The 23968-nt window shown below is 65.6% G+C and carries 21 protein-coding genes; 15 read left to right on the top strand and 6 right to left on the bottom strand.

Features of this window, described 5'->3' with window-relative positions; translation table 11 throughout:
• From ACTJLC_RS29700 to ACTJLC_RS29665, 8 genes are all read left to right on the top strand, one after another.
• On the top strand, positions 1-180 hold a 180-nt coding region (locus ACTJLC_RS29700), incomplete at its 5' end, for a hypothetical protein (protein ID WP_440846075.1).
• A 44-nt stretch (positions 181-224) separates the two neighbouring features.
• Positions 225-587, top strand: a complete 363-nt coding sequence (gene nirD / locus ACTJLC_RS29695) for a nitrite reductase small subunit NirD (protein WP_083083731.1) — start codon at positions 225-227, stop codon at positions 585-587.
• A gap of 68 nt (positions 588-655) precedes the next feature.
• Positions 656-4882 (top strand): molybdopterin-dependent oxidoreductase, encoded by a 4227-nt coding sequence (locus tag ACTJLC_RS29690; protein ID WP_440846072.1) that lies wholly within the window; start codon positions 656-658, stop codon positions 4880-4882.
• A 241-nt stretch (positions 4883-5123) separates the two neighbouring features.
• Positions 5124-6491 (top strand): MFS transporter, encoded by a 1368-nt coding sequence (locus ACTJLC_RS29685; RefSeq protein ID WP_073432583.1) that lies wholly within the window; start codon positions 5124-5126, stop codon positions 6489-6491.
• Between the two features lie 98 nt (positions 6492-6589).
• Positions 6590-7264, top strand: coding sequence for a type IV pili methyl-accepting chemotaxis transducer N-terminal domain-containing protein (locus ACTJLC_RS29680; RefSeq protein ID WP_310127515.1), 675 nt, complete (start codon positions 6590-6592; stop codon positions 7262-7264).
• A 121-nt stretch (positions 7265-7385) separates the two neighbouring features.
• Positions 7386-7847, top strand: a complete 462-nt coding sequence (locus tag ACTJLC_RS29675; protein ID WP_440846070.1) for an SRPBCC family protein — start codon at positions 7386-7388, stop codon at positions 7845-7847.
• A gap of 109 nt (positions 7848-7956) precedes the next feature.
• The gene (locus tag ACTJLC_RS29670) at positions 7957-8271 is read left to right on the top strand and encodes an ArsR/SmtB family transcription factor (protein WP_073432588.1); all 315 of its coding nucleotides are present in this window, start codon (positions 7957-7959) and stop codon (positions 8269-8271) included.
• 236 nt (positions 8272-8507) lie between these two features.
• Complete coding sequence (locus ACTJLC_RS29665; protein ID WP_440846068.1) at positions 8508-11597, top strand: acetoacetate--CoA ligase; 3090 nt, start codon at positions 8508-8510, stop codon at positions 11595-11597.
• 7 nt (positions 11598-11604) lie between these two features.
• Here ACTJLC_RS29665 and ACTJLC_RS29660 read toward each other — a convergent pair whose 3' ends face one another.
• The gene (locus ACTJLC_RS29660; protein WP_073432579.1) at positions 11605-11970 is read right to left on the bottom strand and encodes a hypothetical protein; all 366 of its coding nucleotides are present in this window, start codon (positions 11968-11970) and stop codon (positions 11605-11607) included.
• 158 nt (positions 11971-12128) lie between these two features.
• Complete coding sequence (locus tag ACTJLC_RS29655; RefSeq protein WP_440846065.1) at positions 12129-12959, bottom strand: oxidoreductase; 831 nt, start codon at positions 12957-12959, stop codon at positions 12129-12131.
• Positions 12960-13222: 263 nt separating this feature from the next.
• Between ACTJLC_RS29655 and ACTJLC_RS29650 the strand changes: the two genes are divergently transcribed.
• The 4 genes from ACTJLC_RS29650 to ACTJLC_RS29635 all read left to right on the top strand — a co-directional run bounded on the left by ACTJLC_RS29650 (position 13223) and on the right by ACTJLC_RS29635 (position 16137).
• A complete protein-coding gene (locus tag ACTJLC_RS29650; protein ID WP_440846063.1) occupies positions 13223-14164 on the top strand; it encodes an AraC family transcriptional regulator N-terminal domain-containing protein in 942 nt (313 codons plus the stop codon).
• Between the two features lie 154 nt (positions 14165-14318).
• Positions 14319-14573, top strand: a complete 255-nt coding sequence (locus ACTJLC_RS29645; protein ID WP_073432577.1) for a hypothetical protein — start codon at positions 14319-14321, stop codon at positions 14571-14573.
• A gap of 124 nt (positions 14574-14697) precedes the next feature.
• Positions 14698-15318 carry a glutathione S-transferase family protein gene (locus tag ACTJLC_RS29640; protein ID WP_440846061.1) on the top strand — a complete coding sequence of 207 codons (621 nt, stop codon included), beginning with the start codon at positions 14698-14700 and terminating at the stop codon, positions 15316-15318.
• Positions 15319-15510: 192 nt separating this feature from the next.
• Positions 15511-16137, top strand: coding sequence for a TetR/AcrR family transcriptional regulator (locus ACTJLC_RS29635; protein WP_083083739.1), 627 nt, complete (start codon positions 15511-15513; stop codon positions 16135-16137).
• A 45-nt stretch (positions 16138-16182) separates the two neighbouring features.
• Here ACTJLC_RS29635 and fabV read toward each other — a convergent pair whose 3' ends face one another.
• Positions 16183-17379, bottom strand: a complete 1197-nt coding sequence (gene fabV / locus ACTJLC_RS29630; RefSeq protein ID WP_440846059.1) for an enoyl-ACP reductase FabV — start codon at positions 17377-17379, stop codon at positions 16183-16185.
• 174 nt (positions 17380-17553) lie between these two features.
• Between fabV and ACTJLC_RS29625 the strand changes: the two genes are divergently transcribed.
• Complete coding sequence (locus ACTJLC_RS29625; RefSeq protein ID WP_440846057.1) at positions 17554-20097, top strand: penicillin-binding protein 1A; 2544 nt, start codon at positions 17554-17556, stop codon at positions 20095-20097.
• 117 nt (positions 20098-20214) lie between these two features.
• Here ACTJLC_RS29625 and ACTJLC_RS29620 read toward each other — a convergent pair whose 3' ends face one another.
• The gene (locus ACTJLC_RS29620) at positions 20215-20469 is read right to left on the bottom strand and encodes a hypothetical protein (protein WP_440846055.1); all 255 of its coding nucleotides are present in this window, start codon (positions 20467-20469) and stop codon (positions 20215-20217) included.
• Between the two features lie 269 nt (positions 20470-20738).
• Here ACTJLC_RS29620 and ACTJLC_RS29615 point away from each other — a divergent pair, with 269 nt between their 5' ends.
• The gene (locus ACTJLC_RS29615) at positions 20739-21014 is read left to right on the top strand and encodes a hypothetical protein (RefSeq protein ID WP_143326608.1); all 276 of its coding nucleotides are present in this window, start codon (positions 20739-20741) and stop codon (positions 21012-21014) included.
• A gap of 30 nt (positions 21015-21044) precedes the next feature.
• Here the strand turns inward: ACTJLC_RS29615 and ACTJLC_RS29610 are convergent, their stop codons facing one another.
• Positions 21045-21467 (bottom strand): cupin domain-containing protein, encoded by a 423-nt coding sequence (locus tag ACTJLC_RS29610; protein WP_440846053.1) that lies wholly within the window; start codon positions 21465-21467, stop codon positions 21045-21047.
• A 60-nt stretch (positions 21468-21527) separates the two neighbouring features.
• Positions 21528-21965: a carboxymuconolactone decarboxylase family protein gene (locus ACTJLC_RS29605; RefSeq protein ID WP_440846051.1), complete on the bottom strand. Its 438-nt coding sequence runs from the start codon at positions 21963-21965 to the stop codon at positions 21528-21530.
• A 367-nt stretch (positions 21966-22332) separates the two neighbouring features.
• Between ACTJLC_RS29605 and ACTJLC_RS29600 the strand changes: the two genes are divergently transcribed.
• On the top strand, positions 22333-23967 hold the full coding sequence (locus ACTJLC_RS29600; RefSeq protein ID WP_440846049.1) for a D-alanyl-D-alanine carboxypeptidase/D-alanyl-D-alanine-endopeptidase: 1635 nt from the start codon (positions 22333-22335) through the stop codon (positions 23965-23967).
• The last annotated feature ends 1 nt before the right edge of the window (position 23968 follow it).

The following is a 23968-nucleotide window of genomic DNA, read 5'->3' as shown; positions in this document are numbered from 1 at the left end:
GAATGGAAGAAGGCGGTGACCGATCCTGAAACGCGCAAGCGCTTCCGCCATTTCGTCAACAGCGACCAGGCCGACAACACCGTGACGTTCGTCGAGGAGCGCGGGCAGATTCGTCCGGCCACGCCGGTCGAACGGCAAGCGAAGCTGGTGTCGATTCCCGTGGTTGTCGAGACGGTCTGATTTTTTACCCCACTCATTTTGCTCATTCACTGAGGAGTTCCGCGATGAACAACGACCGCCTGCCGCGCGCCTGGACACCGATCTGCACCCTCGACGACATCGTTCCGAACACGGGCGTCTGCGCGCTCGTCAACGGCGAACAGGTGGCGGTATTTCACGTGAACAGGCATGAGGAGGATGCGGAGGACACCGCCGTGTACGCGATCGAAAACTTCGATCCGGGCTCGCAGGCGGCGGTGCTCTCGCGCGGCCTGATCGGCAGCCTCGGCGAACGCATCGTGGTCGCCTCGCCGATCTACAAGCATCACTTCGATCTGCGCACCGGCGAATGCCTCGAATCACCGGAGTATTCCGTCAGCGCGTTCGCGACGCGGGTGGAAGACGGCCAGGTGTGGGTCGCGGTTTGAGCGTGCCGATTTCCTGTTTCCTGTTTCCTGTTTCCTGTTTCCTCTTTCTTCGAACGACGCCATTTGCCATGTCCTCCACTAGCGTAAAAACCGTGTGCCCGTACTGCGGCGTTGGCTGCGGCATGGTGCTGCACGTCGAGGACGGCCAGGTCGTGAAGATCTCCGGCGACAAGGAGCATCCGGCCAACTTCGGGCGTCTGTGCACGAAGGGCCAGTCGGCGCACGTCGCGTTGCGCAAGTCGGGGCGTCTCGAAGACGCGTTCGTGCGTCATGCGCGCGACCAGGACCCCGCGCCGCTGCCGATGGCGCAGGCGATCAGCACCACGGCGGCGCGCTTGCGCGGCCTGCTCGACGAGCATGGACCGGACGCGCTGTCGTTCTACGTGTCCGGCCAGATGTCGATCGAAGCGCAGTACCTCGTCAACAAGCTCGCCAAGGGCTTCATCCGCACCAATAACATCGAGTCGAATTCGCGCCTTTGCATGGCGAGCGCGGGCAGCGGCTACAAGCTCTCGCTGGGCGCGGACGGCCCGCCGGGATCGTACGAGGACATCGACCACGCCGACCTGTTCTTCGTGATCGGCGCGAATATGGCCGACTGTCACCCGATTCTGTTCCTGCGCATGATGGATCGCGTGAAGGCGGGCGCGAAGCTGATCGTGGTCGATCCGCGCCGCAATGCGACCGCCGAGAAAGCCGACCTGTTCCTGCGGATCAAGCCGGGCACCGATCTCGCGCTGCTCAACGGCCTGCTGCATCTGCTGCACGAGAACGGCCACGCGGATGCGGCTTTCATCGCCGAACACACCGAAGGCTGGGACGCGATGCCCGCGTTTCTCTCCGACTACACGCCGGAGAAAGTCGCGGACCTCACGGGTCTCGCCGCCGAGGATATTCGCCGCGCGGCGCAGATGATCGGCGCCTCGCGCGAGTGGATGAGCTGCTGGACCATGGGTCTGAATCAAAGCACGCATGGCACGTGGCACACCAACGCGATCTGCAACCTGCATCTCGCGACCGGCAAGATCTGCCGCCGCGGCAGCGGGCCGTTTTCGCTGACGGGCCAGCCGAACGCGATGGGCGGCCGCGAAATGGGCTACATGGGGCCGGGCTTGCCGGGTCAGCGCTCGGTGCTGGTCGAAGAAGACCGCGCGTTTATCGAGAACCTGTGGGGCATCGCGCCCGGCACGCTCAGGACCGAAGTCGGCAACGGCACGATCGACATGTTCACGCGCATGGCCGCGGGCGACATCAAGGCGTGCTGGATCATCTGCACGAATCCGGTGGCGAGCGTGGCGAACCGGCAGAACGCGATCGCCGGCTTGCGCGCCGCCGAACTGGTGATCGCGCAGGACGCGTTCCTCGACACCGAGACCAACCGCTATGCCGACGTGCTGTTGCCCGGCGCGCTGTGGGCCGAGGCGGAAGGCGTGATGATCAACTCCGAACGCAACCTCACGCTGATGCAAAAGGGCATCGAGCCGCCGGGCGCCGCGTTGCCGGACTGGCAGATCATCGCGCGCGTCGCGTGCGAAATGGGTTTCGCCGATGCGTTCACCTATGCGAGCGCCGAGGAAGTGTTCGCGGAAATCACGCGCGCGTCGAATCTGACAACCGGCTACGACTTGCGCGGCGCGAGCCATCGCCGTCTGAAGGAAACGCCGCTGCAATGGCCGCTCGCCGACGACGCGGCCGAGCGCAATCCGCTTCGCTATATCAACGACGGCGTGAGCCAGCCGTTGAAGCAATGGCCCGACGGCAGCCGTCCGCGGCTCGTGTTTCCGACCGCGAGCGGCAAGGCCAGGTTTTTCGCGCGCGCCCATGCGGCGCCCGCCGAATTGCCCGATCGCGCATTCCCGATCGTGTTGAACACGGGCCGCTTGCAGCATCAATGGCACACCATGACCAAGACCGGCAAGGTCGCGATGCTCAACAAGCTGAACCCCGGCCCGTTCGTCGAGATTCATCCCGAAGACGCGGCCGCGCTCGGCATCAAGCCGAAAGATCCGGTCGAGATTCGTTCGCGCCGTGGCCGCGCGGTGTTGCCCGCGGTCGTCAGCGAACGCGTGAGCGCGGGCAACTGTTTTGCGCCGATGCACTGGAACGACGTGTTCGGCGACGACCTGTGCATCAACGCGGTGACGAGCGACGCGATCGACCCGGTTTCGCAGCAGCCCGAACTCAAGTTCTGCGCGGTCGCGCTGAGCCCGGTGGCGCTGGACAGCGCCGAGCCGATTTCGACCGGCGACGACGAGGCGCTTGCCGAAACGTCCGCCGTCGCGATGAGCGCCGCGGGCGACATGAGCGCCGCGAGTGCCGCGCCCGCGAACGCCGTGACGGCCCGCGCCGAGGATCTGGATATGCCCCGTATCAATGCCATCACCAGCCTGCTGCAATTGCCGCAAGTGAGCGCGCCGTCGTTCACCGAAACGGAACGCGCCTACCTCTCGGGCTTCGTCAGCGGACTGCGTTCGGCGGAAGCGCAAGGCATCGACCAGGTGCCGGTTCTGCCGGGCAGCGCGCCGTTCGGCGCGACGAGCCGCCTCTATGTGGACGGCTTGCTCGCGGGACTCTATAGCCGTGGCGCGACGGCTGTCACGAAGCCGGCCGCCGCACGCGCCGAGGCTCACGCGGACGCCGCGAATTCGTCGGGCGTGCGCATCGTGCGCGCGCGTCCGAAGGTGACGCTGCTGTGGGCCTCGCAAACCGGCAACACCGAATCGCTCACGGAGCGCTACGCCACGCGTTTGATGGAATCGCGTTTCGAGATTCGCACCTCGTGCATGGCCGACTATCCGGTCGCGTCGCTCGCCAAGGCGCAATACGTGCTGCTGATGACGAGCACGTTCGGCGACGGCGATCCGCCCGACAACGCGCAAAGCTTGTGGACGCAATTGAGCGCCGCGAACGCGCCGCGTCTCGACGGCGTGCGCTTTGCCGTGCTCGCGCTCGGCGACCGCAACTACGATCAATTCTGCGGCCACGGCCGCCGCCTCGACGAACGTCTCGCGGAACAGGGCGCGCTGCGTCTGATGGAGCGCGTCGATTGCGACAGCGAGTATCAGGAGAGCGCCGACGGGTGGCTCGAACGCATCATCGTGCGTATCAACGAAGAAGATGCCGCGCTGCATGCGGTGCCGCCGGGCGGCATGATCAATGCGGTGGTGCCGGGCGCGGTGCCGACCAAGACGCGCCCGGCCGCATCGCGGCTCGTCACGAACCTGCGCCTGAACAAGCCGGGCACCGCGAAGGACACGCGCTACTTCTCGCTGAGCACCGAGGGCTCCGGCCTCGAATACGAAGCGGGCGACGCGCTCGGCGTATGGCCGAGCAATTGCCCCGAGCTCGTCGACGAATTGATCGCGCTGAGCGGCCTGAGCGCGGAGGCTTCGGTGCACGTGCCGGGCGCGGGCGACCTGCGTCTTGCCGACGCGCTCGGCAAGCACTATGAGATCGCGCGCCCGAATCCCGATGCGCTCGCCTTCATCGCCTCGCGCAGCAGCAACGGCGCGCTGCGCGATCTGCTGACGCCCGAGCGCAAGGCCGACCTCAAGCAATGGCTATGGGGACAGCAACTCGCCGACGTGCTGCACGAGTTTCCCGTGAGCCTCACGGCCGCCGAATTGACCGGCATGCTCAAGCGTTTGCAGCCGCGTTTGTACTCGATCGCGTCGAGCCCGAAGGCCCATCCGGGCGAGGTGCATCTGACCGTTTCCGCGGTGCGCTACAGCAATGGCCGCCGTCATCGCAAAGGCGTGTCGTCGACCTTTCTCGCCGACCGTGCCGGCGACGTGAACGTGCCGGTGTTCGTGCAGAAGTCCGCGCACTTTCGTCCTCCGCACCACGCCGACACGCCGATGATCATGGTCGGCCCCGGCACCGGCGTTGCACCGTTTCGCGGCTTTCTGCACGAGCGCCGTGCACGCGGCGACAAGGGGCGCAACTGGCTGTTCTTCGGCGAGCAACATGCGGCGAGCGACTTCTACTATCGCGACGAACTCGAAGCGCTGCGCGACAGCGGCGTGCTCACCCGGCTCGATGTCGCGTTCTCGCGCGATCAGGCGGAAAAGATCTACGTGCAGGACCGCATGCGCGAGCAGGGCGCGCAACTGTGGGCGTGGCTCGAGGAGGGCGCGCACTTCTACGTATGCGGCGACGCGAGCCGCATGGCGAAGGATGTCGACGCGGCGCTCAAGCAAGTGGTCGCGCGGCACGGCGGCATGAGCGACGAGAAAGCGCTCGACTACGTGAACCGTCTCGCGCAGGAAAAGCGCTACATGCGCGACGTTTATTGACGGTTCAGCGGGCCGGCGGACTCGCGATTAAGCGGCTTGAAGACGCTTCCGAAGCGAGTTCAAAACGATTTCAAAGAGCACGCAATACAGCATCAAAAGAGGGACCCTGATGGCATGGACGTTGCATGTTCTGGCGGGTTTTCAACATCGTGATCGTTCCGGTGCGTGGCGCTCGAAACCCAATCAGTGCAATGAGCGCAACGAGCCGGATAGTGAACAATCAGTTTGACGAGGATGTCTGATGAAAAACGTGATGAGCTCCCTAAAGAGCGGAGATTGGCGCGCACTGGTAGCGTGTTTCCTCTATTTCGACACCGGCTTTACCGTGTGGGTTCTGTATGGACCGCTCGCGCCGTTCATCAGCAAGAGCATTTCGATGTCGCCCGCGCAGCAGGGTTTGCTGGTTGCCGTGCCGGTATTGTCCGCGGCGATTCTGCGCGTGACGCTGGGTAATCTGTATCAATCGGCGCACGGCAAGCGCATTGCGTTGATGGGCGTGCTGCTGTCGGCGGTGCCGACCATCGTGTTGCCGCTGTTGCCGTTCGTGCCGTCGTACACGTTGCTGCTGGTGCTCGGCGTGTTCCTCGGCGTGGGCGGCGCGAGCTTCGCGGTGGCGTTGCCGATGGCCGGCAGCAACTATCCGCCGAAGGTGCAGGGCCTGGTGCTGGGTCTCGCCGCAGCCGGCAACATCGGCGCGGTGCTCGACGGCTTCATGTTCCCGCAACTGGCCACGCACTACGGCTGGCAAATGGCGACCGTCGGCGCGTTGCCGCTGCTCGCGATTTCCGGCATCACGCTGTACTTCTGGGCCAACGATGCGGGCGTGAAGTCGGGCAGCGTGCTGCGCGCGTTCGGCAGCTTCGCGATCACGCTGGTCGGTTTGATCGCGCTGGTGCTGCTCGTCGAAGCCGGCCTGTTCGGCTCGGGCAAGACCGGTGTGCTGCTGTTGCCGGTGATCGGCTCGTTGCTCGCCATCGCCGTGCTGCCCAAGCGCTATCGCGCGGTGCTGACCGAGCGCGACACGTGGGCGATCATGCTGGTGTACAGCATCACGTTCGGCGGTTTCGTCGGCATGTCGTCGTATGTGTCGCTGCTGCTGACCAACCTCTATCAACTCTCGAAGATCGACGCGGGCCTGTTCATGGCGCTGCTCGCCGCGACCGGCGCGATCGTACGTCCGCTCGGCGGCCTGATCGCCGATAGGGTCTCCGGCGTGCGCGCGCTGACCGTGCTGCTCGCGATCATCTCGCTGTGCGACTTCGTGTTCGCCGCGGCGATGCCTTCGATGGCGGGCGGCATCACGCTGCTGGTGTGCCTGTACGTGGCCTTCGGTCTCGGCAACGGCGCGACCTTCCAACTGGTCCCGCATCGCTGGGCGGGCCGCACGGGTCTGATGTCGGGCATCGTCGGCGCGGCGGGCGGCATCGGCGGCTTCTATCTGCCGGTGGTGATGGGCATCGCGAAGGAAAGCACCGGCAGCTATCAGATGGGCTTTGCGACGTTCGGCGCGCTGGCCGCTTGCGCGTTCCTCGCGATCGTCGCGCTGCGCCGTCCGTGGATGGCGTGGTCGATGCAAACCAGCGGGATTCACGCGCACGCCACAGAGTAATACAACCGGGCATCCGCGCCGACGAGTGTGTGTTGAACGCGCTCGCGCGGTGCGGATGCCGATGGCGCGGCGGGCCGATCGATAAAATAAAAACCGATATGAGCATCACGAAAGAACGGCTTCATGCGCCGCCGTCCGACACGGACGTTTCCGGCGAGGTCCTGGGCTCGTTGATCAACATGGCGGGGCGTCAACGAATGCTGTCGCAACGCATCGCGCTCAAGGCGATGCTGGCGTTCCAGCAGTTCGACGGCGCGCTCGCGATTGCACGCGACACGTTGCGCACCTTTGCCGACACCCACACGGTGCTGGTGCAAGGCCGCGACGGCTTGCCCGGACTGTTTTCTCCCGCGCTGCGCGAGGCCTTTCACGGCGGCGAGCACGTCGCGAGAAAGATCACCGACTTCATCGCGCTGGCCTCGACGGCGATCGACGCGATCGGGCGCGCGTCGCCCGCTGCCGAAGACGCGTTGAAAGCGTTGATCGGATCGGTGGACCCGCTGCTGATGCATCTGCACGCGGTGACCGCGGTCTACGAGCAGGAAAGCCGGCGCATTGCGCGGGCGCAGAAGAAAGAGCAGCGCGACCTGATCGAACGGATCAGCTCGATCGCGAAGGAAGCGCATATCGTCTCGTTCAACGGCCAGATCGTCGCGAGCCGGTCCGATGTGACCGGCCGCGAGTTCGCCGTGGTGGCCGGCGTGATGACCGGCATCACGAAAGAACTGGAAGCCGTGGTCAATGCCTTCGTGAAGAAAACCTCGGACGCATGAGCGGTGGTCTCCCGTTCGCGTTTCCTTCAATCGTTTCCATTCGGAAACGGCACAGGGAATAGGCAGGCAAGCACTTGCATATTGCGCGTCGCGCTCCTAGTATGCAGGCAGGAGGCTGCCTATGACCACATCAACCGATCGCATCGAAAAGCAGATTCTGCTGAAGGCGCCGCGCTCGCGCGTCTGGCGCGCGTTGTCCAACGCCGAGGAATTCGGCGCATGGTTCGGCGTGAATTTCAGCGGCAAGCAGTTCGTCGCCGGCCAGTCCGTGCAAGGCAATATCACCTATCCGGGCTACGAGCATCTCGTCATGGACGTGACGGTGGAGCGGATCGAGCCCGAACATTACCTGTCGTGGCGTTGGCATCCGGCCGCGGTCGACGTGTCGGTCGACTATTCGATCGAGCCCACCACGCTCGTGGTGTTCGAACTGACCGAGGTCGATTCGGGCACCTTGCTGCGCGTCGTCGAATCGGGCTTCGATCAGATTCCCGCCGCGCGCCGCGACGAGGCGTTTCGTATGAATAGCGGCGGCTGGGAACAACAGCTGGTCAATATCGAAAAGCATGTCGCCGCGGGTTAAGACGGCCGCCGCCAGAGCGGCCATGACGAAGGCGAACGCGAAGACGAACGCCAAGGCGAACGCGAACGCCAAGGCGGTGAAGTCGAAAACGGCGAGCCTGAAGGCCGCCATGCTGAAAAGCGCCGCGCCCATTTTCGCGGCGCTCGGCGACGAGACGCGCCTGCGCCTGATCGCCGTGTTGTGCGCGGGCAGCGCGATGTCGATCGCGCAACTCACCGCCGGAACCGACATCACCCGGCAGTCCGTCACGCAGCACTTGCAGGTGCTCGCCAACGCGGGCCTCGTGCGCGACGTCAAGGTCGGCCGTGAACGCCTGTGGGCGTTCGAGCCGGCTCATCTCGACGAAGCGCGGCGCGCGCTCGAAGCGATATCGCGGCAATGGGATCATGCGTTGCTGAGCCTGAAGGCGGCAGTGGAGGAGTAGAGGCGTCCTCGCCGCCCCGCGCCTCGCGCCACGCCATTGCGTGCCGTTGGTGCGATGTCGAACAGAGCTACCACGGTGCAGTCATTAGCCTTCAGAAGTAGTAGACGAAGGCTCCGCAAGAGCTTGCCTAGGCAGCGCCGGGCAGGACTCGTCCGATTGGGGTTTTCCGTCGACGCAACGAATCATGCGAGGCGTGTCCCGGCGAGGATGGCGCGCGCTTGAAGGGGGAGCTTCTGATGGATCGCATGGATCTGGTCGGCGCCTCGTCGAGCGCCGCATCGCGCCTATCGTTCCATGAGATCCAGCCCGATCGCGCCGCGACCTCGCAGATGACGGCATTCACGCGCGCGCTCGAACGCCACACCGGGCGCAGCTTCGCGGACTATCAGGCACTGCACGATTTCTCGGTGCGGGACTATCGGACCTTCTGGTCATTCCTGCTGCGCTGGTCGGAAGATATCGACTGGTCGGGCAGCGCCGAGCCGGCCTGCATCGGCGACGAATGCGAGCACGCGCGTTTCTTTCCACACGTGCGGCTCAATTATGCGGACGCCTTGCTGAACCTGGCGGTCGCGCCGGCGCACATGCCCGCGCTCACCGTCTGTCACGCGAACGGCCCCACGCTGCACCTGACTCGCGGCGAATTGCGCGAGCGCGTGGCGCGGCTGGCCGACGCGCTGTCGGCGCTGGGTCTGGGCGAGGGCGACCGGCTGATCGGCGTGCTGCGCAACGACGCCGACGCGGTCGTGACCGCGCTGGCCGTCACCGCGCTGGGCGCGACGCTGTCCACCGTCGCGCCGGAAATGAGCGCCGAGACCATGCTCGAACGTTTCCAGCCGCTCGAACCGCGTTTCATGTTCGCGCACACCGCCGCGCAGCCGTTCGACACTGGCGTGCCGGTGGAGGCGAACGTCGCCGTGCTGGCCACCGCCTTGCCGTCGCTGCAGCATATCGTCGTGCTGGACGGCGGCTGCTTGCCTGACAGGGTTAAGCCCACCGTGCATGCGATGGCCGACCTGATCGCGAACGGCGACGCCGCGCGCTTCGTGTGGCGGCAGTTCCCGTTCAATGAGCCGCTTTTCATCATGTTTTCGTCGGGTACCACGGGCAAGCCCAAATGCATCGTGCACGGCGCCGGCGGCACGCTGCTGCAGCATCTGAAGGAACATCGCCTGCATAGCGATCTGCGGCCCGGCGAGCGGCTCTTCTTTCACACCAGTTGCGCGTGGATGATGTGGAACTGGCAGTTGTCGGCGCTCGCGTCGGGCGTGGAGATCGTGACTTACGACGGTCCGATTTCCACGGTCGACACGCTGTGGCGGCTCGTCGCCGACGAGCGCGCCACCGTGTTCGGCACGAGCCCCGCGTACCTGAAAATGAGCGAGGAGGCCGGGCTCGTCCCCGGCAGGCAGTTCGATCTGGGCGCGTTGCGGGCGATGATGTCGACGGGCGCGGTGCTGTACGACGCACAATTCGCGTGGGTGCGCGATCACGTCAAGCCCCTGCCGCTGCAATCGATCTCGGGCGGCACGGACATTCTCGGCTGCTTCGTGCTGGGCAATCCGACGTTGCCCGTGTACGCGGGCGAAGCGCAATGCCGGAGCCTCGGGCTCGACGTTCAGGCATGGGAGCAGGGCAAGCGCACGGACGGCGTCGGCCAGTTGGTCTGCGCGAACCCGTTCCCGTCCCGGCCGCTCGGTTTCTTCGGCGACACCGACGGCGCGCGCTTTCACGCCGCCTATTTCGCCGACAACCCCGGCGTGTGGACGCACGGCGACCTGATCGAGGTATCGCGCGAAGGCTCCGTGCGCCTGCACGGCCGCTCGGATGGCTTGCTGAACGTGCGCGGCATCAACGTCGGTCCCGGTGAGATTTATCGCATCCTCAACGACATTCCCGAGATTCACGAGTCGATGGTCGTGCAGCAGCATGCGCGCGTCGCGCCGGGGGACGGCTCGAGCGCCGTGGCGAGCGAACCACGCGTGGTGTTGTTGCTGGTGTTGCGCGACGGTTGCGTGCTGAACGGCGCCCTGGCCGCGCGGGTGCGGCACGACCTCGCGCGGCGCGCGTCGCCCGCGCACGTGCCGGATCGCATCCTCGCCGTGGCCGAGTTGCCCGTCACGCACAACGGCAAGCTGTCCGAGGCGTCGGTGCGCAACGCGGTCAACGGCTTGCCAGCCGGCAATGCGGCTGCGCTGCGCAACCCGGCCTGCCTCGACGCGATTCGCCATCATCCCGCGTTGCACCTCGCCACGCGCGAGATTCCGCCGCCGGGCGAGACGCTCGAATCGCTGGAAAAGCATGTGCAGGCGCATTGGGAGCGGCTGTTCGAGTTCGCGCCGATCGGCCGCGACGACAACTTCTTCGAGCTGGGCGGCCATTCGTTGCTCGCCGCGCGAATGCTCGCGGAGATCCATCAGACCACGGGCCGCGCGATGCCGCTGGCGACGCTGATGATCGCCCCGACGATCGCGCGCCTCGCCGCCGCCCTCGACGAAAGCGCGCGGCAACCCGCGTCGTCGCCGATCCTGCTGCAAGTGCGCGCCGGCGAGGGCACGCCGATTTTTCTGGCGCACAGCGTCAGCGGTTCGGTGATGGAGTGTTTGACGCTGGTGAATGCGCTGCACAGCCGGCGTCCGGTGTATGGCTTGCAGGCGCACGGTCTGGACGGGGAGCAGCCGATGCACCGACGCGTCGAGGACATGGCCGCGAGCTACGTCGAGCAGATGCGCCGCGTGCAGCCGAGCGGACCCTACGCGATCGCGGGTTTCTCATTCGGCGGACTGGTGGCGTTCGAAATTGCGCAGCAGCTATCGCGCGCGGGCGAGCGGATCGAACTGCTGTGCTTGCTCGACACCTACGTGCACGAGCATTTTCTGCCGTTGCACGTGCGCTTGCGGCACCACTGGCGCATGGCCGGCGGGCAGTTGCGCGAACTGCGCGCGGTGCCGGCCGCCCGGCTGCCCGGCTATCTGGCCGGCAAGCTGGTGCACGCGACCGACCGGATACGCCGCCGCACCGGGCGCAGCGCGCGCCGCCCGGACCCCTTCATCGCGAGCTTGCCGCCGACGTTGCGGCGCATCCGCGAAACGATGGGCACGGCGATGCGGACGTATCGCCCTCGTCCGTATGAGGCCGGGCCGATTCTTTATCTGCGCGCGGCGATTGCGGAGCGGGAGCGGGGCGACCCGATGCCGTTATGGCGCAGCATCGCGCGCGGCGGTCTGGTGGTCGCCGAGGTGTCGGGCGGACACGGCGACATGATCGTGGAGCCGAACGTGCAGCGAGCCGCGGCCGTTCTGGATGAACGGCTGGCAAGCGCGTGAAGAGGGATCAATCGGCGATGCGCTTGTCCGCGAGGGCGCTCTGGCAGTCCGCCAACACCTGGCGGACCAGCCGGGCTTGCGGATCGAGTTCGTCGGTGTCGAGAATTTCCTCGACCGCGTCGCGCGCCCACTCCGCGTCCACGAACCTTGCGTGGCGCCGCGCGATTTCGAGCGCCAGCGCCGACAGCCTCGCGATGCTCAGCCAGTCCGCCTCCCGCGAGCGGCGGTCGAGCCACTTGTGGGCGGCCTGCACGTGGAACGCCGCGTCGGGCCAGTCTTCATTCAGGTAGTAGGCGCCGAGGCTCCCGCATGTGAGCCAGCACAACAGCTCCAAACGGTCACGTGGACTCAGATGATGGCGTACATCACTCATGGCGACGCTCGCTGCTGTAATTTGCATTCCGGTGAGGGCGGCGGGCGCCGTCCTGCGCTTGTATCCAACAATATCACGCAGAATTCACGCCCGGCAATTCGTGACGTACCCTGGCTGTTGCGCTGCGGAAAACTCGAAACGGCGAGGGCAAGGCGCGCTCACGAGAAATCGGTCGAGCGTGACAGCGCTTCCCACGTCCCGATCTCCGCGCCCAGCGCCGCCAGCTTCGCCGTGACCAGCTCGACGGCGTCGTTGCCGAGCAGCAGATGCACGGGTGGATTGGGCGCCGCCACGATCTCCAGCAGCGCTTGCGCGGCTTTGCGCGGATCTCCCGCCTGCTTGCCGCTTTTCGCCTCGCGCGCCGCGCGGACCGGGTCGAATACGGCGTCGTAATCGGCGATGCTCCGGCCGGCGCGGACCATCGAGCGTCCGGCCCAATCCGTGCGGAACGAGCCGGGTGCAACCGCCGTGACCTTGACGCCGAAGCTCGCGACCTCTTTCGCCAGCGCCTCGGAGATGCCTTCGAGCGCGAACTTGCTGCCGCAGTAGTACGCGATGCCCGGCATCGTGATGAAGCCGCCCATCGACGTGATATTGACGATATGGCCCGAGCGGCGCTCGCGCATGCCGGGCAGCACGGCCTTGATCATCGCCACCGCGCCGAACACGTTGACGTCGAATTGACGGCGCAAATCGTCGAGCGGCGACTCTTCCAGCGTGCCTTCGTGCCCGTATCCCGCGTTGTTGACGAGCACGTCGAGCGCGCCGACGGTTTCGGCGAGCGTCGCGACTGCGGGGGCGATCGCGTCGAAATCCGTCACGTCGAGAACGATCGCGTGCGCGCGTCCGGGCGCGAGCGCCTCGAACGCGTCCCGCGCCGCGCGATTCCGTACCGTGCCGGCGACCGTATGACCCGCATCGAGCGCCGCTTGCGCGAACGCGTGGCCGAAACCGGAACTGACGCCGGTGATCAGAAACGTTTTGCTCATGGTGTTGCACTCCTTTATTTCAGGTGGTGTGAAGGCGCTTTCGGGCGAAAACGCATGGTGTCGGCGGAACCCGGCCCGAGGCTGAATGGTAGGCGCGCCGGCGGCGCACGCGAATGCCGGTTCGTCTGCGGTGCTTGCCTGATCGTATGAGTGCATGGATTTTTCGGCGCGCCGGTGGCACGCTAGCGGCACGTTCCAATCCGGCTCGCAATCAGGCGCAATCAGGCGCAATCCGGCGCACTCCCTCGCGCTCCTCAGACGTGATGCTCAAACACAATGATCCGGCGCGGCAACGCATGGTGGCGTTGCTCGAAAGGCTCGCGCCGCTCGAAGGCTACAACCTCACCGCGCTGCCCGACGTGCGCTTTCTGCGCTCGAACCGGCCGCTTCGCCGCACGCCCGTTCTCTACGACCCCGGCATCGTGATCGTCTGCCAGGGGCGCAAGCGGGGCTTTCTGGGCGACACGGTCTACGTGTACGACGCACAGCACTATCTGGCCGTCTCGGTGCCGGTGCCGTTTTCGATGGAAACCGAGGCGAGCGAGGCCGAGCCCTTGCTCGCCATCTATTTCCGGCTCGATTTCAAGGTCGCGGCCGAGTTGATGCTGCAACTCGGCGACAGGGCAGCCGGCGCGCCGGCCAAGCCGCGCGGCATGATGTCGACGCCGCTCGATGCGAGGCTGAGCGCCTCGGTGCTGCGTTTTCTCGAAGCGATGAGCGTGCCGCTGGAAGGCGAATTGCTCGGCCCCGCGCTGGTGCGCGAAATCTACTTTCATGTGCTGACCGGCGAGCAGGGCGGATCGATGCGCGCCGCGCTCACCGCGCAGGGGCAATTCGCGAGAATCGCCAAGGTCATCCGCAAGATTCACGCGTGCTATCGCGAACCGCTCGACGTGGAGCAACTGGCGCTGGAGGCGAACATGAGCGTGCCCACGTTTCATTCGCACTTCAAGGCGGTGACGCGCACTTCGCCGATGCAATATCTGAAGTCGACGCGGCTTCATCAGGCGCGTCTTCTGATGGTGAGGAACGAGATGACAGCGGCGCTCGCATGCGTCCAGGTGGGATACGAAAGCGCCTCGCAGTTCAGCCGCGAGTTCAAGCGTTTGTTCGGGCGCAGTCCGGTGGAAGAGGCGCAGCGGATGCGCAGGAGCTTCGCCGTTGCGCCGCCCGCGCCGGGCACGATCTTCGTGGCGTCGCATTGATGCGTCGCTGGGTGGGCGCGACGGGGCGACGTGGCGCGTCGTTTCGTTCGCTGTTTCGTTCGCTGTTTCGTCATTCCGTTGTTTTGCGCGGCCGGGAATGCGGGTTGCTGCTCGATGTCGTTGTCCGCTTAAACGCGAGCGAAGGAGAATCGCCATGCAGGAAGTCCACACCCATCGCGGCTTCGTCGTCACGGTGCTGGCCGAGGACGATCCGGCCGGCGGCTCGTCGGTCACCACGCGCATCGAACCCGGCAAGGAGCATCCGCTTCCCGACGACGGCACCGACTGGAGCGCGCCGCACCTTGCGCGCTCGCCGTATCGCGGCGCCGCCGCGATCGGCGCCGCGTTCGACGAGGCGCGCCGGCAAATCGACGCGGCGCTCGGCGACCCGGACCCGATCGAGGACTAGCTCATCGTTCGACGTTATCGTTCGACGCCGCCGCGCGCGAAACCCGCGCGGCGAACTGGCCTGGTGCGCAGGCAACCCACTGCCCCTGTGCGTTTTCTCAGGCAGGCGCTACGCTACGAGTCCCATGCTGCAAATACTCGGCAAGACCTCATCCATCAATGTCCGCAAAGTCCTGTGGACCTGCGCGGAGCTCGGGCTTCCATTCGAACAGGAAGACTGGGGCTCGGGCTTTCGTGCGACCCATGTCCCCGAATTTCTCGCGCTCAATCCCAACGGCATGGTTCCTGTCATCAAGGACGGCGAGTTCGTGCTGTGGGAATCCAATTCGATCATCCGTTATCTGGCGGGCCGCTATCACGGCGAGGCGCTTTATCCGGCCGATCCTTGTGAGCGCGCGAAGTGCGATCAATGGATCGACTGGCAGGCAAGCGAACTGAACCGCTCATGGAGCTACGCGTTTCTCGCGATGGTGCGTTCTCCGGCTCATCAGGATCCACGGGAGATCGATGTGTCGTGGGCCAACTGGACGCGTCATATGGCGATCATCGAGCGGCAACTCGAATTCACCGGCGCGTTCATCGCGGGTCCGTCGTTCTCGCTCGCCGATATTCCGATTGCGCTGTCGGTTAACCGTTGGCTCGAAACGCCATTGCGGCACGACGATTTTCGCGCTGTCGCGGCGTACATGGAGCGGCTCGCCACGCGCGAGGGCTTTCGCGAGTATTGCCGGAACGGCACGCCCTGAGCCGCGGATTCGAACCTGCAAACGGTATAGGGTCTGCCCGCACAGCGCGCCGCGCGGCCGGCTGCGGCTTTCTCCCGCGTCCACTCGTATTCGCGGCAAGCCACCGATCATCGTTAAGGTTGCGCGCGCGCCGGACCCGCGCTCGGCTTTTAGAATACGAGCCATCGTTCACATTGACGCCTCGTTTTGCTCATGCCCAAATCACCCGCCGCGCAGCGGCTGAAGCCCCGCAAGTCTCCGGTTCAACAGCGTTCGGCGCGCACCGTCGAAGCCGTGCTCGAAGCGGCGGCCCGCATTCTCGAAACGCGCGGGCTGGCCGCCTGCACGACGAACGCGATCGCGGAGCGTGCCGGCGTCAGCATCGGTTCGCTCTATCAATACTTTCCGAATCGCGATGCGCTGACGGTCGCGCTGATCGAGCGCGAAACCGCGCAACTGGTGGCGGATATCGAGGCGGCGTCACGGGTAGAGCATTCGCGCGACAGCGTGCTGGCGATGGTGCGCGCGTCGGTCGCGCATCAGATGCGCCGGCCGGTGCTCGCGCGTCTGATCGATTTCGAGGAGCGCCGCTTGCCGCTCGGCGAGCGCGAAGCGCGGCTGGCCGACCTGATTCAGGCGGCGCTCGTCGGCGCGCTCACCGTGAAGCCCGGTGCGCCCGAATTGGACGATGCGAGCCTGGTGGCGCGCGATCTGCTGGCGATCGTGCGCGGCATGATCGACGCCGCGGGCGAGCGTGACGAACGCGACGCCGCGGCGCTGGAAGCACGCGTGATGCGCGCGGTGGACGGCTACGTGGCGCAGTCGCGCAGGGTGAACTAGCGCGCCGGGTGTGCCTGGGTGTGCCTGGGTGCGCCGCGCATCACCTTACATTTGCACGAGCTTCGGGATCGGCACGTCGGGATTCACATCGGCTTCATAGTCCACGCCCGCGATCTCGAATCCGAACAGACGCAGAAAATCGGTCTTGTAGCCGCTGAAGTCGGTGAGCTGGTAGATGTTGTCGCTCGTCACCTGGCCCCACAGTTCCTGAACGCGCGCTTGCACCTCGGGATCGAGCTCCTTGTCATCCGCGCGCAGACGGCCTTCTTCATCGATGCGCGGCGCGTCGCCGTACATGCTGTCCCTGTACAGACCGTAGACCTGCTCGATGCAGCCTTCGTGCGTGCCTTTCTCCTTCATCACCTTGAAGAGCAGCGACAGATACAGCGGCATCATCGGAATCGCGGAGCTGGCCTGCGTGACCACCGCCTTGAGCACCGAGACGCGCGCGTCGCCGCCCCTGGCCGCCAGTTTCTCGCGGATGCCGAGCACCTTCTGGTCGAGATCCTTCTTGGCGGCGCCGATCGAGCCGTTCCAGTAGATGTCGTGCGTGATCTTTTCGCCGAGGTAGGTGAACGCGGTGGTCTGCGCGCCGTCGGCGAGCACGCCGGCCTCGAGCAGCGCGTCGATCCACATCTGCCAGTCCTCGCCGCCCATCACCGCGACGGTGTTGTCGATCTCGGCTTGCGTGGCGGGTTCGAGAACCGTTTCCTTGACGACTTCCTTGTCGGTATCGATGCCGCGCAGCGCGACCGCCTTGCCGACCGGCTTCAGCGTGGAGCTGAACACCTCGCCGGTTTTCGGATGCGTGCGCTTGGGCGCGGCGAGGCTGTAGACGACCAGATCGACCTGGCCGAGATCGCGCTTGATGATTTCGATGGTGCGCGCCTTGACCGCGTCGGAGAACGCGTCGCCGTTGATGCTCGTCGCGTACAGGCCTTGCGCGTGGGCGAATTTCTCGAAGGCGGCGGTGTTGTACCAGCCCGCCGTGCCCGGTTTGGCTTCGCTGCCGGCGCGCTCGAAGAACACGCCGAGGGTGGCGGCGTCCGAACCGAACGCGGCGCTGATGCGCGCGGCGAGGCCGTAGCCGGTGGATGCGCCGATCACGAGCACCTTCTTCGGCCCGTTGACGATGGCGCCGCGTGCCTTGACGTAGTCGATCTGCTCCTTGACGTTGGCTTCGCAGCCGGTCGGATGAGTAGATACGCAAATGAAGCCACGCACGCGCGGTTTGATGATCATGAAGCACCTCTTGTCGGAATTGGCGACATTATAGTGGGCCTCGATTTTTGCCGGCGCGGCGCTTGGGCGGGCACGCCAGGGGTTGCAAGAACCGGCGCACAAATCGGCGCAAAAATCGGCTGGCGGCTCGCATCTTGGTAGGATTCAGCCTTTCCAAGCAGACGGTAAGCCAGTGTGACGCGCCTGATCAACCGATTCCTACAGACCCTCGACAAAGGGCTGACCCTCGCGAACCCGCTGGTCGCCGGGGCCTGGTGGCATGTGCGGCATCCCACCCGCCGCGGCGTGGCAAGGGCTTGCGCCGCGCTTCCGGTGCTGCTGCTTCTCTACGTGCTGGTCCTGATTCCGTTCACGCCGGGCATCGGCGACATCCGCAAGGCGAAGAGCGAGCAGCCCGCGCAAATCCTGTCGGCGGACGGCAAGCTGCTGGCCGAATTCAAGCCTTCGAACCGCGAGTGGGTGAAGCTCAAGGACATCTCGCCGAATGTGGTGAACGCGCTGATCGCGACCGAAGACCATCGCTTCTATCAGCATTTCGGGCTCGACTGGCGGCGCACGGCCTCGGCCGCGCTGCATACGTTTTCCGGCGACCGCCAGGGCGGCTCGACCATCACGCAGCAGCTCGCGCGCAATCTCTATCCCGACGAAATCGGCCGCGCGCCGACGCTGACCCGCAAGCTCAAGGAAGCGATCACGGCGTTCAAGATCGAGGCGCTCTACACCAAGGACGAAATCCTCGAAACCTACCTGAATACCGTGCCGTTTCTCTACAACGCCTACGGCATCGAGATGGCCGCGCGGACTTACTTCGACAAATCGGCTTCGGAACTGAACGTGCTGGAAAGCGCGACGCTCGCCGGCATGCTCAAGGGCAACAGCTACTACAACCCGGTGCTGAACCCCGAGCGCGCCTTGCAGCGGCGCAACACGGTGCTCGCGCAAATGGTCAAGTACGGCAAGCTCACGCCCGCCGCCTACGAGACGCTCAAGCGCCGCGCGCTGCGCATCGATTTCGAGCGGCAGACGGAGCCGCCCGGACCCGCGCCGCATTTCGCGCAGCAATTGCGCAAGTGGCTCGCGGCCTGGGCCGATCGCAACGACTACAACATCTATTCCGATGGGCTGGTGGTGCGCACCACCATCGATTCGCGCTTGCAGACCATGGCGACCCAGGCGGTGATCCTGCAGGGCAACCAGTTGCAGGGCATCGCGAACTCGGCGTGGGGCGCGCGCGCCGGTTGCGCGAACGGCCGGGACCTGTTGCCAACGTTCCTGCGCGAAACGCCCGAGTATCGCGCCGCGAAAGACGCGGGCGTGACCGACGAGGACGCGCTGAAGCGCCTTTCGTCCGACCATCACCTCGTGCAGGCGCTGTGCGAGAGCAAAACCCGCGTGCAGGCCGACTTTCTCGCGATGGACCCGCGCAACGGCCAGATCAAGGCGTGGGTCGGCAGCCGCGACTTCAGCCAGGACCCGTTCGATCACGTTCAGCAGGCGCGGCGTCAGCCGGGATCGACCTTCAAGCCGTTCGTCTACGCCGCGGCCTTCGAAAGCGGCGCGAAGCCGACCGACACGCTGCCCGACAAGCCCGTGGAAATCGCGCTGGCCGGCGGCGAGATCTGGCGTCCGAGCGACGAGGACGAACCGAGCGAACGCGCCATCAGCCTGCGCGACGGCCTCGCTTTTTCGCGCAACCGCATCACCGCGCAACTGATGGAGACGGTCGGTCCGACCAAGGTCGCGAGACTGGCGCGCGCGATGGGCGTGCGCGACAGCACGCTCGATGCGGTGCCGTCGCTCGCGCTCGGCACGAGTCCCGTCACGCTGAAGGAAATGGTGTCGGCCTACGGCACGATCGCCAACCTGGGCGGCTACGTGGAGCCGGTGATGGTCACGCGCATCGAGGATCGCAACGGCGAGGTGCTGGCCGAGTTCGCGCCCGCGCCGCCCAGACAGGAACTGTCCGCCGACGCCGCACGCACGCTCGTCGACGTGATGCGCGACGTCGTGAGCCGCGGCACGGGGTCGAGCATTCGCAGCCGCTTCGGCGTGCGCGGCGACGTCGCGGGCAAGACGGGCACGACCCAGGGCAATGCGGACGGCTGGTTCATCCTGATTCATCCGCAACTCGTGGCGGGCGCGTGGGTCGGGTTCAACGACAGCCGCGTGACCTTGCGCAGCGACTACTGGGGGCAGGGGGCGCATAGCGCGCTGCCGATCGTCGGCGATTTCTTCCAGCGCGCGCAGCGCTCGAAGCTGGTCGATACCCGCGTGAAGTTCGAGACCGAGCAGGAGCCAGGCTGGTTTGCCGAGCGCACCGACCGGCTGCGGGCGTGGTTCGAGCATCTGTTCGCGGCGTCGCCGGGTCAGAGCGAGGCGCCGGTGGTGCGGCGCGAGCCGGCGCGCCGTGCGCCTGGCGGGTCTGCGGCGAGTGCTGCGTTGGGTGTGTCCGGTGCTTCGGCGGCATCCGGCGCGTTGGGTGCATCCGGTGCATCCGGTACATTGGCTGAGCCGCGCGAAGTGCCGCAACCGCCGCTGCTTTCCGCGCCGTCATCCGCGCCGAGGCCCGCGAGCGGGGCGGTCGATGGCGAGGTGCGTGGCGGCGGCGAACCGGCATTGGCGCCGACGCCCACGCCGGACGACGTGACCCCGCCCGATGCGGGCAGCCCGGCCAATGCGCTGCCGGCTGCGCCGGCAAGCGCCGGTGGCGCGCCGTGAGGTGAGACGACGCCTCGGGCCGTTGCCGCAGTTGCCGATGAACGCAGCTCATGCGGCTCCGCGTCTTCGACTCGGTCTACGGCATTGATGCGCGACAGATGATGGATCTGTCGCCCTTCATACCCAGCTTCTGACAGCGAGCGCCATGAAGGCCGCGGCGTTCTTCCATTCAGGGTGCATGGCCGGCTCCGCGCGCAACGCGGGTGGCGCGGGCGCGGCATCGACCGTGGTTTTCGGGGTGACGTTCGAGCCGGGCGCCTTGCAACCCGCGGCGCCCAGTGCGACGACTGCGACAAGGGCGACGCACAGCGCACTCGCCGCAACCGGACTCGCGGCGTATTTCAATCGGTTCAACGGGTAGTTCGCTCGCATGGCGACCTCCACTTTGATCATTCGATTCTATACCCGCGTGTCCCACACGACAGAGCGTTACGCCGATGATTGTTCAGTCGAGCGCAACAGTGTTTTCGGAGGGCGGGGCTGATCTCTCGCGCGCGATTGGCGATAATTTCGAAACGAAAATCGGCTAATAGCGCAGGTGATACATGTTCAACGTTTTCTTAGCCCGCACGCCCGACAAGGACGGTGCAGCGGGCGGGCCTCGAGGGCGAAGCCCGTTCTCCGACCGCTTGCGCAACCTCATGATGGCTGTGGCACTGGGCGCTTCGCTCGCCGGATGCGCGTCCGCCACCGACGTGGTCGCCACCGACAAACCCGGCACCTATACGGTGGCCGCGAGCGCGACGGGCGGGCGGATGGCCTGGGCCCGCGCGCACGAGCACGCAGTGAGCGAGGCGCGCGACTACTGCGAGCGTCGCGGCATGCAGAGCCGTGTCATGAACGAAACGGTGAGCGGCGTGGAAGTAATGACGACGCACGCGTCCTCAGTGAATTTCGAATGTCATCCGAAGTTCTAGCGCTGTCGCCTGGCGCTCGTCGTTGCGCGCTCACTTCTTGTCGAACGTGACGAGGTTCTTGTCCTTCGTGTCGGCCACGAAGATCGCCAGCAGCTTCGCCGGTTCGGCATCGCTCGCGTTCTCGCTGACCATGTGATGCGCGCCGGGCTTCTCGGTCCACGATTCGCCCGCGCGAAAGACGCGCTCCTCGCCGTTATCGATGCGGCTGCGAATCGCGCCCGAGAGCACATAGGCGACCACGAAAGCCTGTCCATGCCGATGCGGCGCGGACTTGCCGCCCGGCACATACTCGACCACCAGCGCGGTCATCGTCTTGCCGGGCACGTTCGCAATCGCCTCGGCGAAAGCGGGCGTGACCGTTTCCCGCGTGGCAGGCGCATCGGCGGCGAAGGCGGACTGCACGCTCGCCGCGATCGAAAGAGCGGCAGCCGCGATCAGTGTGGGTCGTTTCATCGTGTGACTCCTGGGCAAAGCTTGGGCGAGCGTCGTGATTTCCTGTCGGTGCGCCGGCGCTCACTCGGGCAGCTTGCGGAAGCCGATCGCGAAACGGTTCCACGCGTTGATCGCCGAGATCAGCAGCGTCAGGTCGACCAGTTCCTCGTCGCTGAAATGCGGGCGCACGGCTTGCCACACCGCATCGGGCACGTGCTCATGCGAAACCAGCGTGAGCGCTTCTGTCCATTCGAGCGCCGCGCGTTCGCGATCCGTGAAGAACGGCGTTTCGCGCCACACCACGACGGTCGCGAGACGCCGTTCGCTTTCGCCGCCCTTGCGGGCGTCCGTGGTGTGCATGTCGACGCAATAGACGCAGCCGTTGATCTGCGACGCGCGCAGACGGACCAGTTCGGTCAGCGATTTTTCGAGCGCCGATTTGCCCACCTGCTGTTCGACGCCCATCAGCGCCTTGATCGCGGCGGGGTTGGCTTTGTAGAAGTCGAGGCGTTGTTCCATGATTCACTCCTTGGGTCGGTTGGACGCATTCAGTGATGCGGTGAGTGAAGATTAGGCCCGCAGGTGGATTTATGAAATGACCGATTCCGGCGATTTTCAGGTAACCACTTGCCCTGAATTTCACGCCTGGCAGGAAGCGCGAACGATCGTGCGCGTCGCGGCTCGTCTCTCCTTTTTCGGTCAATTGCCTTTGCCTAATCGCAATGCATGCATTAACTGCATGCATCCCGCGAACTACGTTCTATAGTTGCTTAGCGAGCGTTGCCTGGCGAGAACCGAAACGCGGCACAGCGGACAGAGCGCCGGCTTCGACACTTCGTGCGAGCTTTTCGAACGACAAAGACAAAACCAAATCTGGAGACCTGTGATGAACGCGTCTATCGACCGGCAGCGCAAACGCTGCGCCGTGATTGCAAGCGCATTTCTGCTGGCCTCGTGCGGCGATTCGCTCGACTCGAACACGAGTGTTCCCGATCCGATCACGCAGGTGATGCAAAAATCCGCGTACAAGGATGCAACGTGGTCGATGCAGGCGGTCGATCTCGATTCCGGGCGCGTGATCTACGATCTCAACTCCAGTTCGCAGATGTTCATCGCGTCGGTGCGCAAGGTCTTTTCGACCGGCAACGCGCTCAACGCGCTCGGCGCACAGCACCAGTTCGTGACGCCGGTCTATCGGCAGGGCACGGTCGCCGCGGACGGCACGCTCAACGGCAATCTGATTCTGGTGGCAAGCGGCGATCTGACGATGGGCGGCCGCGCAAACGCCGACGGCACGATCGCGCTGACCAGTTTCGACCACAACGAAGCCAACGCGCTGGGCAATGCGGTGCTGTCCGCGCCCGATCCGCTCGCCGGGTACAACTCGCTGGCGGCACAGGTGGCCGCCGCGGGCATCAAGACGATCAACGGCGATGTCGTGATCGACGACCGGCTCTTCCAGCCGTTCAACTTTCGCGACGAGTTCGAGGTACGGCCGATCTTCGTCAACGACGACGTCGTCGATGTCTCGTTCAATCAGAGTGCGGAAGGCGCGGTCCTGCCGTTCGACTACCGTCCGAAATCGGCGGCGTTCACCGTGCAATCGACGCTGAAGACCGGCGGTGCGGCGTCGGCGCTCGACATCGAACTCGCTCCTGAGCTGCCGCCGTGCATCGGCTCGGCGAATTGCGTGGGCACGGTGAGCGGAACGGTGCCGGCGGACTTCGTGCCGCCTCTGACGGACGCGTATCCGTTGATCCGCACATTCCGCGTGACCCAGCCGTCCAACTACGCGCGCACGATTTTCATCGAGGCGCTGACGCGCGCGGGCGTGACGGTGACGGCCGCGCCCGTCGCGGCCAACCCCGCGCAGTTGCTGCCCGCGCAAGCGTCGTATGCGAGCGCGCAGCAGGTCGCGCGACTGGTGTCCGCGCCGTTCGTGCAGGACGTCCGGTACGTGAATAAAGTCAGCTACAACATCGGCGCCGACGTGAGCCTGATGCTGTTCGGCCTCGCGAAGAACGGCTCGACGACGATGGCCGCTTCGCTCGCGGCGGAGCAGAGCGAGTTGTCGTCGACATTCGGCATTTCGCCGAGCCAGTATCACTTCATCGACGGAAGCGGCGGCGGCGACACGACCGCGAACGGCATCGCCGTCGTCGCGATGCTGCGCGGCATGCGCTCGAAGCCCGACTTCGCGGCCTATGTGGATTCGATGCCCGCGCTGGGCGTCGACGGATCGCTCACGACGATCACGAACTTCGAAGCCGACGCGACGCTGGCCGGCGCGAAAGGCCGCGTGCACGCGAAGACGGGCACCTACGTCGGCGTGAACGCGTCCGCGCCGACGACGCCGATCCTGAAAGGCCAGTCGCTCGCCGGTTATATCGACGCGAAGAGCGGCCGTCGGATCGTGTTCTTTCTGACGGTGAACAATGTGCCGATCACGGGCATCCCGGACATCCTGACCGTCTTCCAGGACCAGGGCACGATCGCGGCGCTATTGTGGAAGCTGCAATGAC

Source organism: Paraburkholderia sp. 22099, from assembly GCF_052045835.1.
GTDB lineage: Bacteria > Pseudomonadota > Gammaproteobacteria > Burkholderiales > Burkholderiaceae > Paraburkholderia > Paraburkholderia terricola.
Note: the sequence above shows the minus strand (reverse complement) of the source record. Positions and strands in the feature narration are given on the sequence as shown.

Coding starts and splice junctions, on each gene's coding strand:
- nirD (WP_083083731.1), top strand. CDS start 225: ATGAACAACGACCGCCTGCCGCGCGCCTGGACACCGATCTGCACCCTC.
- ACTJLC_RS29690 (WP_440846072.1), top strand. CDS start 656: ATGTCCTCCACTAGCGTAAAAACCGTGTGCCCGTACTGCGGCGTTGGC.
- ACTJLC_RS29685 (WP_073432583.1), top strand. CDS start 5,124: ATGAAAAACGTGATGAGCTCCCTAAAGAGCGGAGATTGGCGCGCACTG.
- ACTJLC_RS29680 (WP_310127515.1), top strand. CDS start 6,590: ATGAGCATCACGAAAGAACGGCTTCATGCGCCGCCGTCCGACACGGAC.
- ACTJLC_RS29675 (WP_440846070.1), top strand. CDS start 7,386: ATGACCACATCAACCGATCGCATCGAAAAGCAGATTCTGCTGAAGGCG.
- ACTJLC_RS29670 (WP_073432588.1), top strand. CDS start 7,957: ATGCTGAAAAGCGCCGCGCCCATTTTCGCGGCGCTCGGCGACGAGACG.
- ACTJLC_RS29665 (WP_440846068.1), top strand. CDS start 8,508: ATGGATCGCATGGATCTGGTCGGCGCCTCGTCGAGCGCCGCATCGCGC.
- ACTJLC_RS29660 (WP_073432579.1), bottom strand. CDS start 11,970: ATGAGTGATGTACGCCATCATCTGAGTCCACGTGACCGTTTGGAGCTG.
- ACTJLC_RS29655 (WP_440846065.1), bottom strand. CDS start 12,959: ATGAGCAAAACGTTTCTGATCACCGGCGTCAGTTCCGGTTTCGGCCAC.
- ACTJLC_RS29650 (WP_440846063.1), top strand. CDS start 13,223: ATGCTCAAACACAATGATCCGGCGCGGCAACGCATGGTGGCGTTGCTC.
- ACTJLC_RS29645 (WP_073432577.1), top strand. CDS start 14,319: ATGCAGGAAGTCCACACCCATCGCGGCTTCGTCGTCACGGTGCTGGCC.
- ACTJLC_RS29640 (WP_440846061.1), top strand. CDS start 14,698: ATGCTGCAAATACTCGGCAAGACCTCATCCATCAATGTCCGCAAAGTC.
- ACTJLC_RS29635 (WP_083083739.1), top strand. CDS start 15,511: ATGCCCAAATCACCCGCCGCGCAGCGGCTGAAGCCCCGCAAGTCTCCG.
- fabV (WP_440846059.1), bottom strand. CDS start 17,379: ATGATCATCAAACCGCGCGTGCGTGGCTTCATTTGCGTATCTACTCAT.
- ACTJLC_RS29620 (WP_440846055.1), bottom strand. CDS start 20,469: ATGCGAGCGAACTACCCGTTGAACCGATTGAAATACGCCGCGAGTCCG.
- ACTJLC_RS29615 (WP_143326608.1), top strand. CDS start 20,739: ATGATGGCTGTGGCACTGGGCGCTTCGCTCGCCGGATGCGCGTCCGCC.
- ACTJLC_RS29610 (WP_440846053.1), bottom strand. CDS start 21,467: ATGAAACGACCCACACTGATCGCGGCTGCCGCTCTTTCGATCGCGGCG.
- ACTJLC_RS29605 (WP_440846051.1), bottom strand. CDS start 21,965: ATGGAACAACGCCTCGACTTCTACAAAGCCAACCCCGCCGCGATCAAG.
- ACTJLC_RS29600 (WP_440846049.1), top strand. CDS start 22,333: ATGAACGCGTCTATCGACCGGCAGCGCAAACGCTGCGCCGTGATTGCA.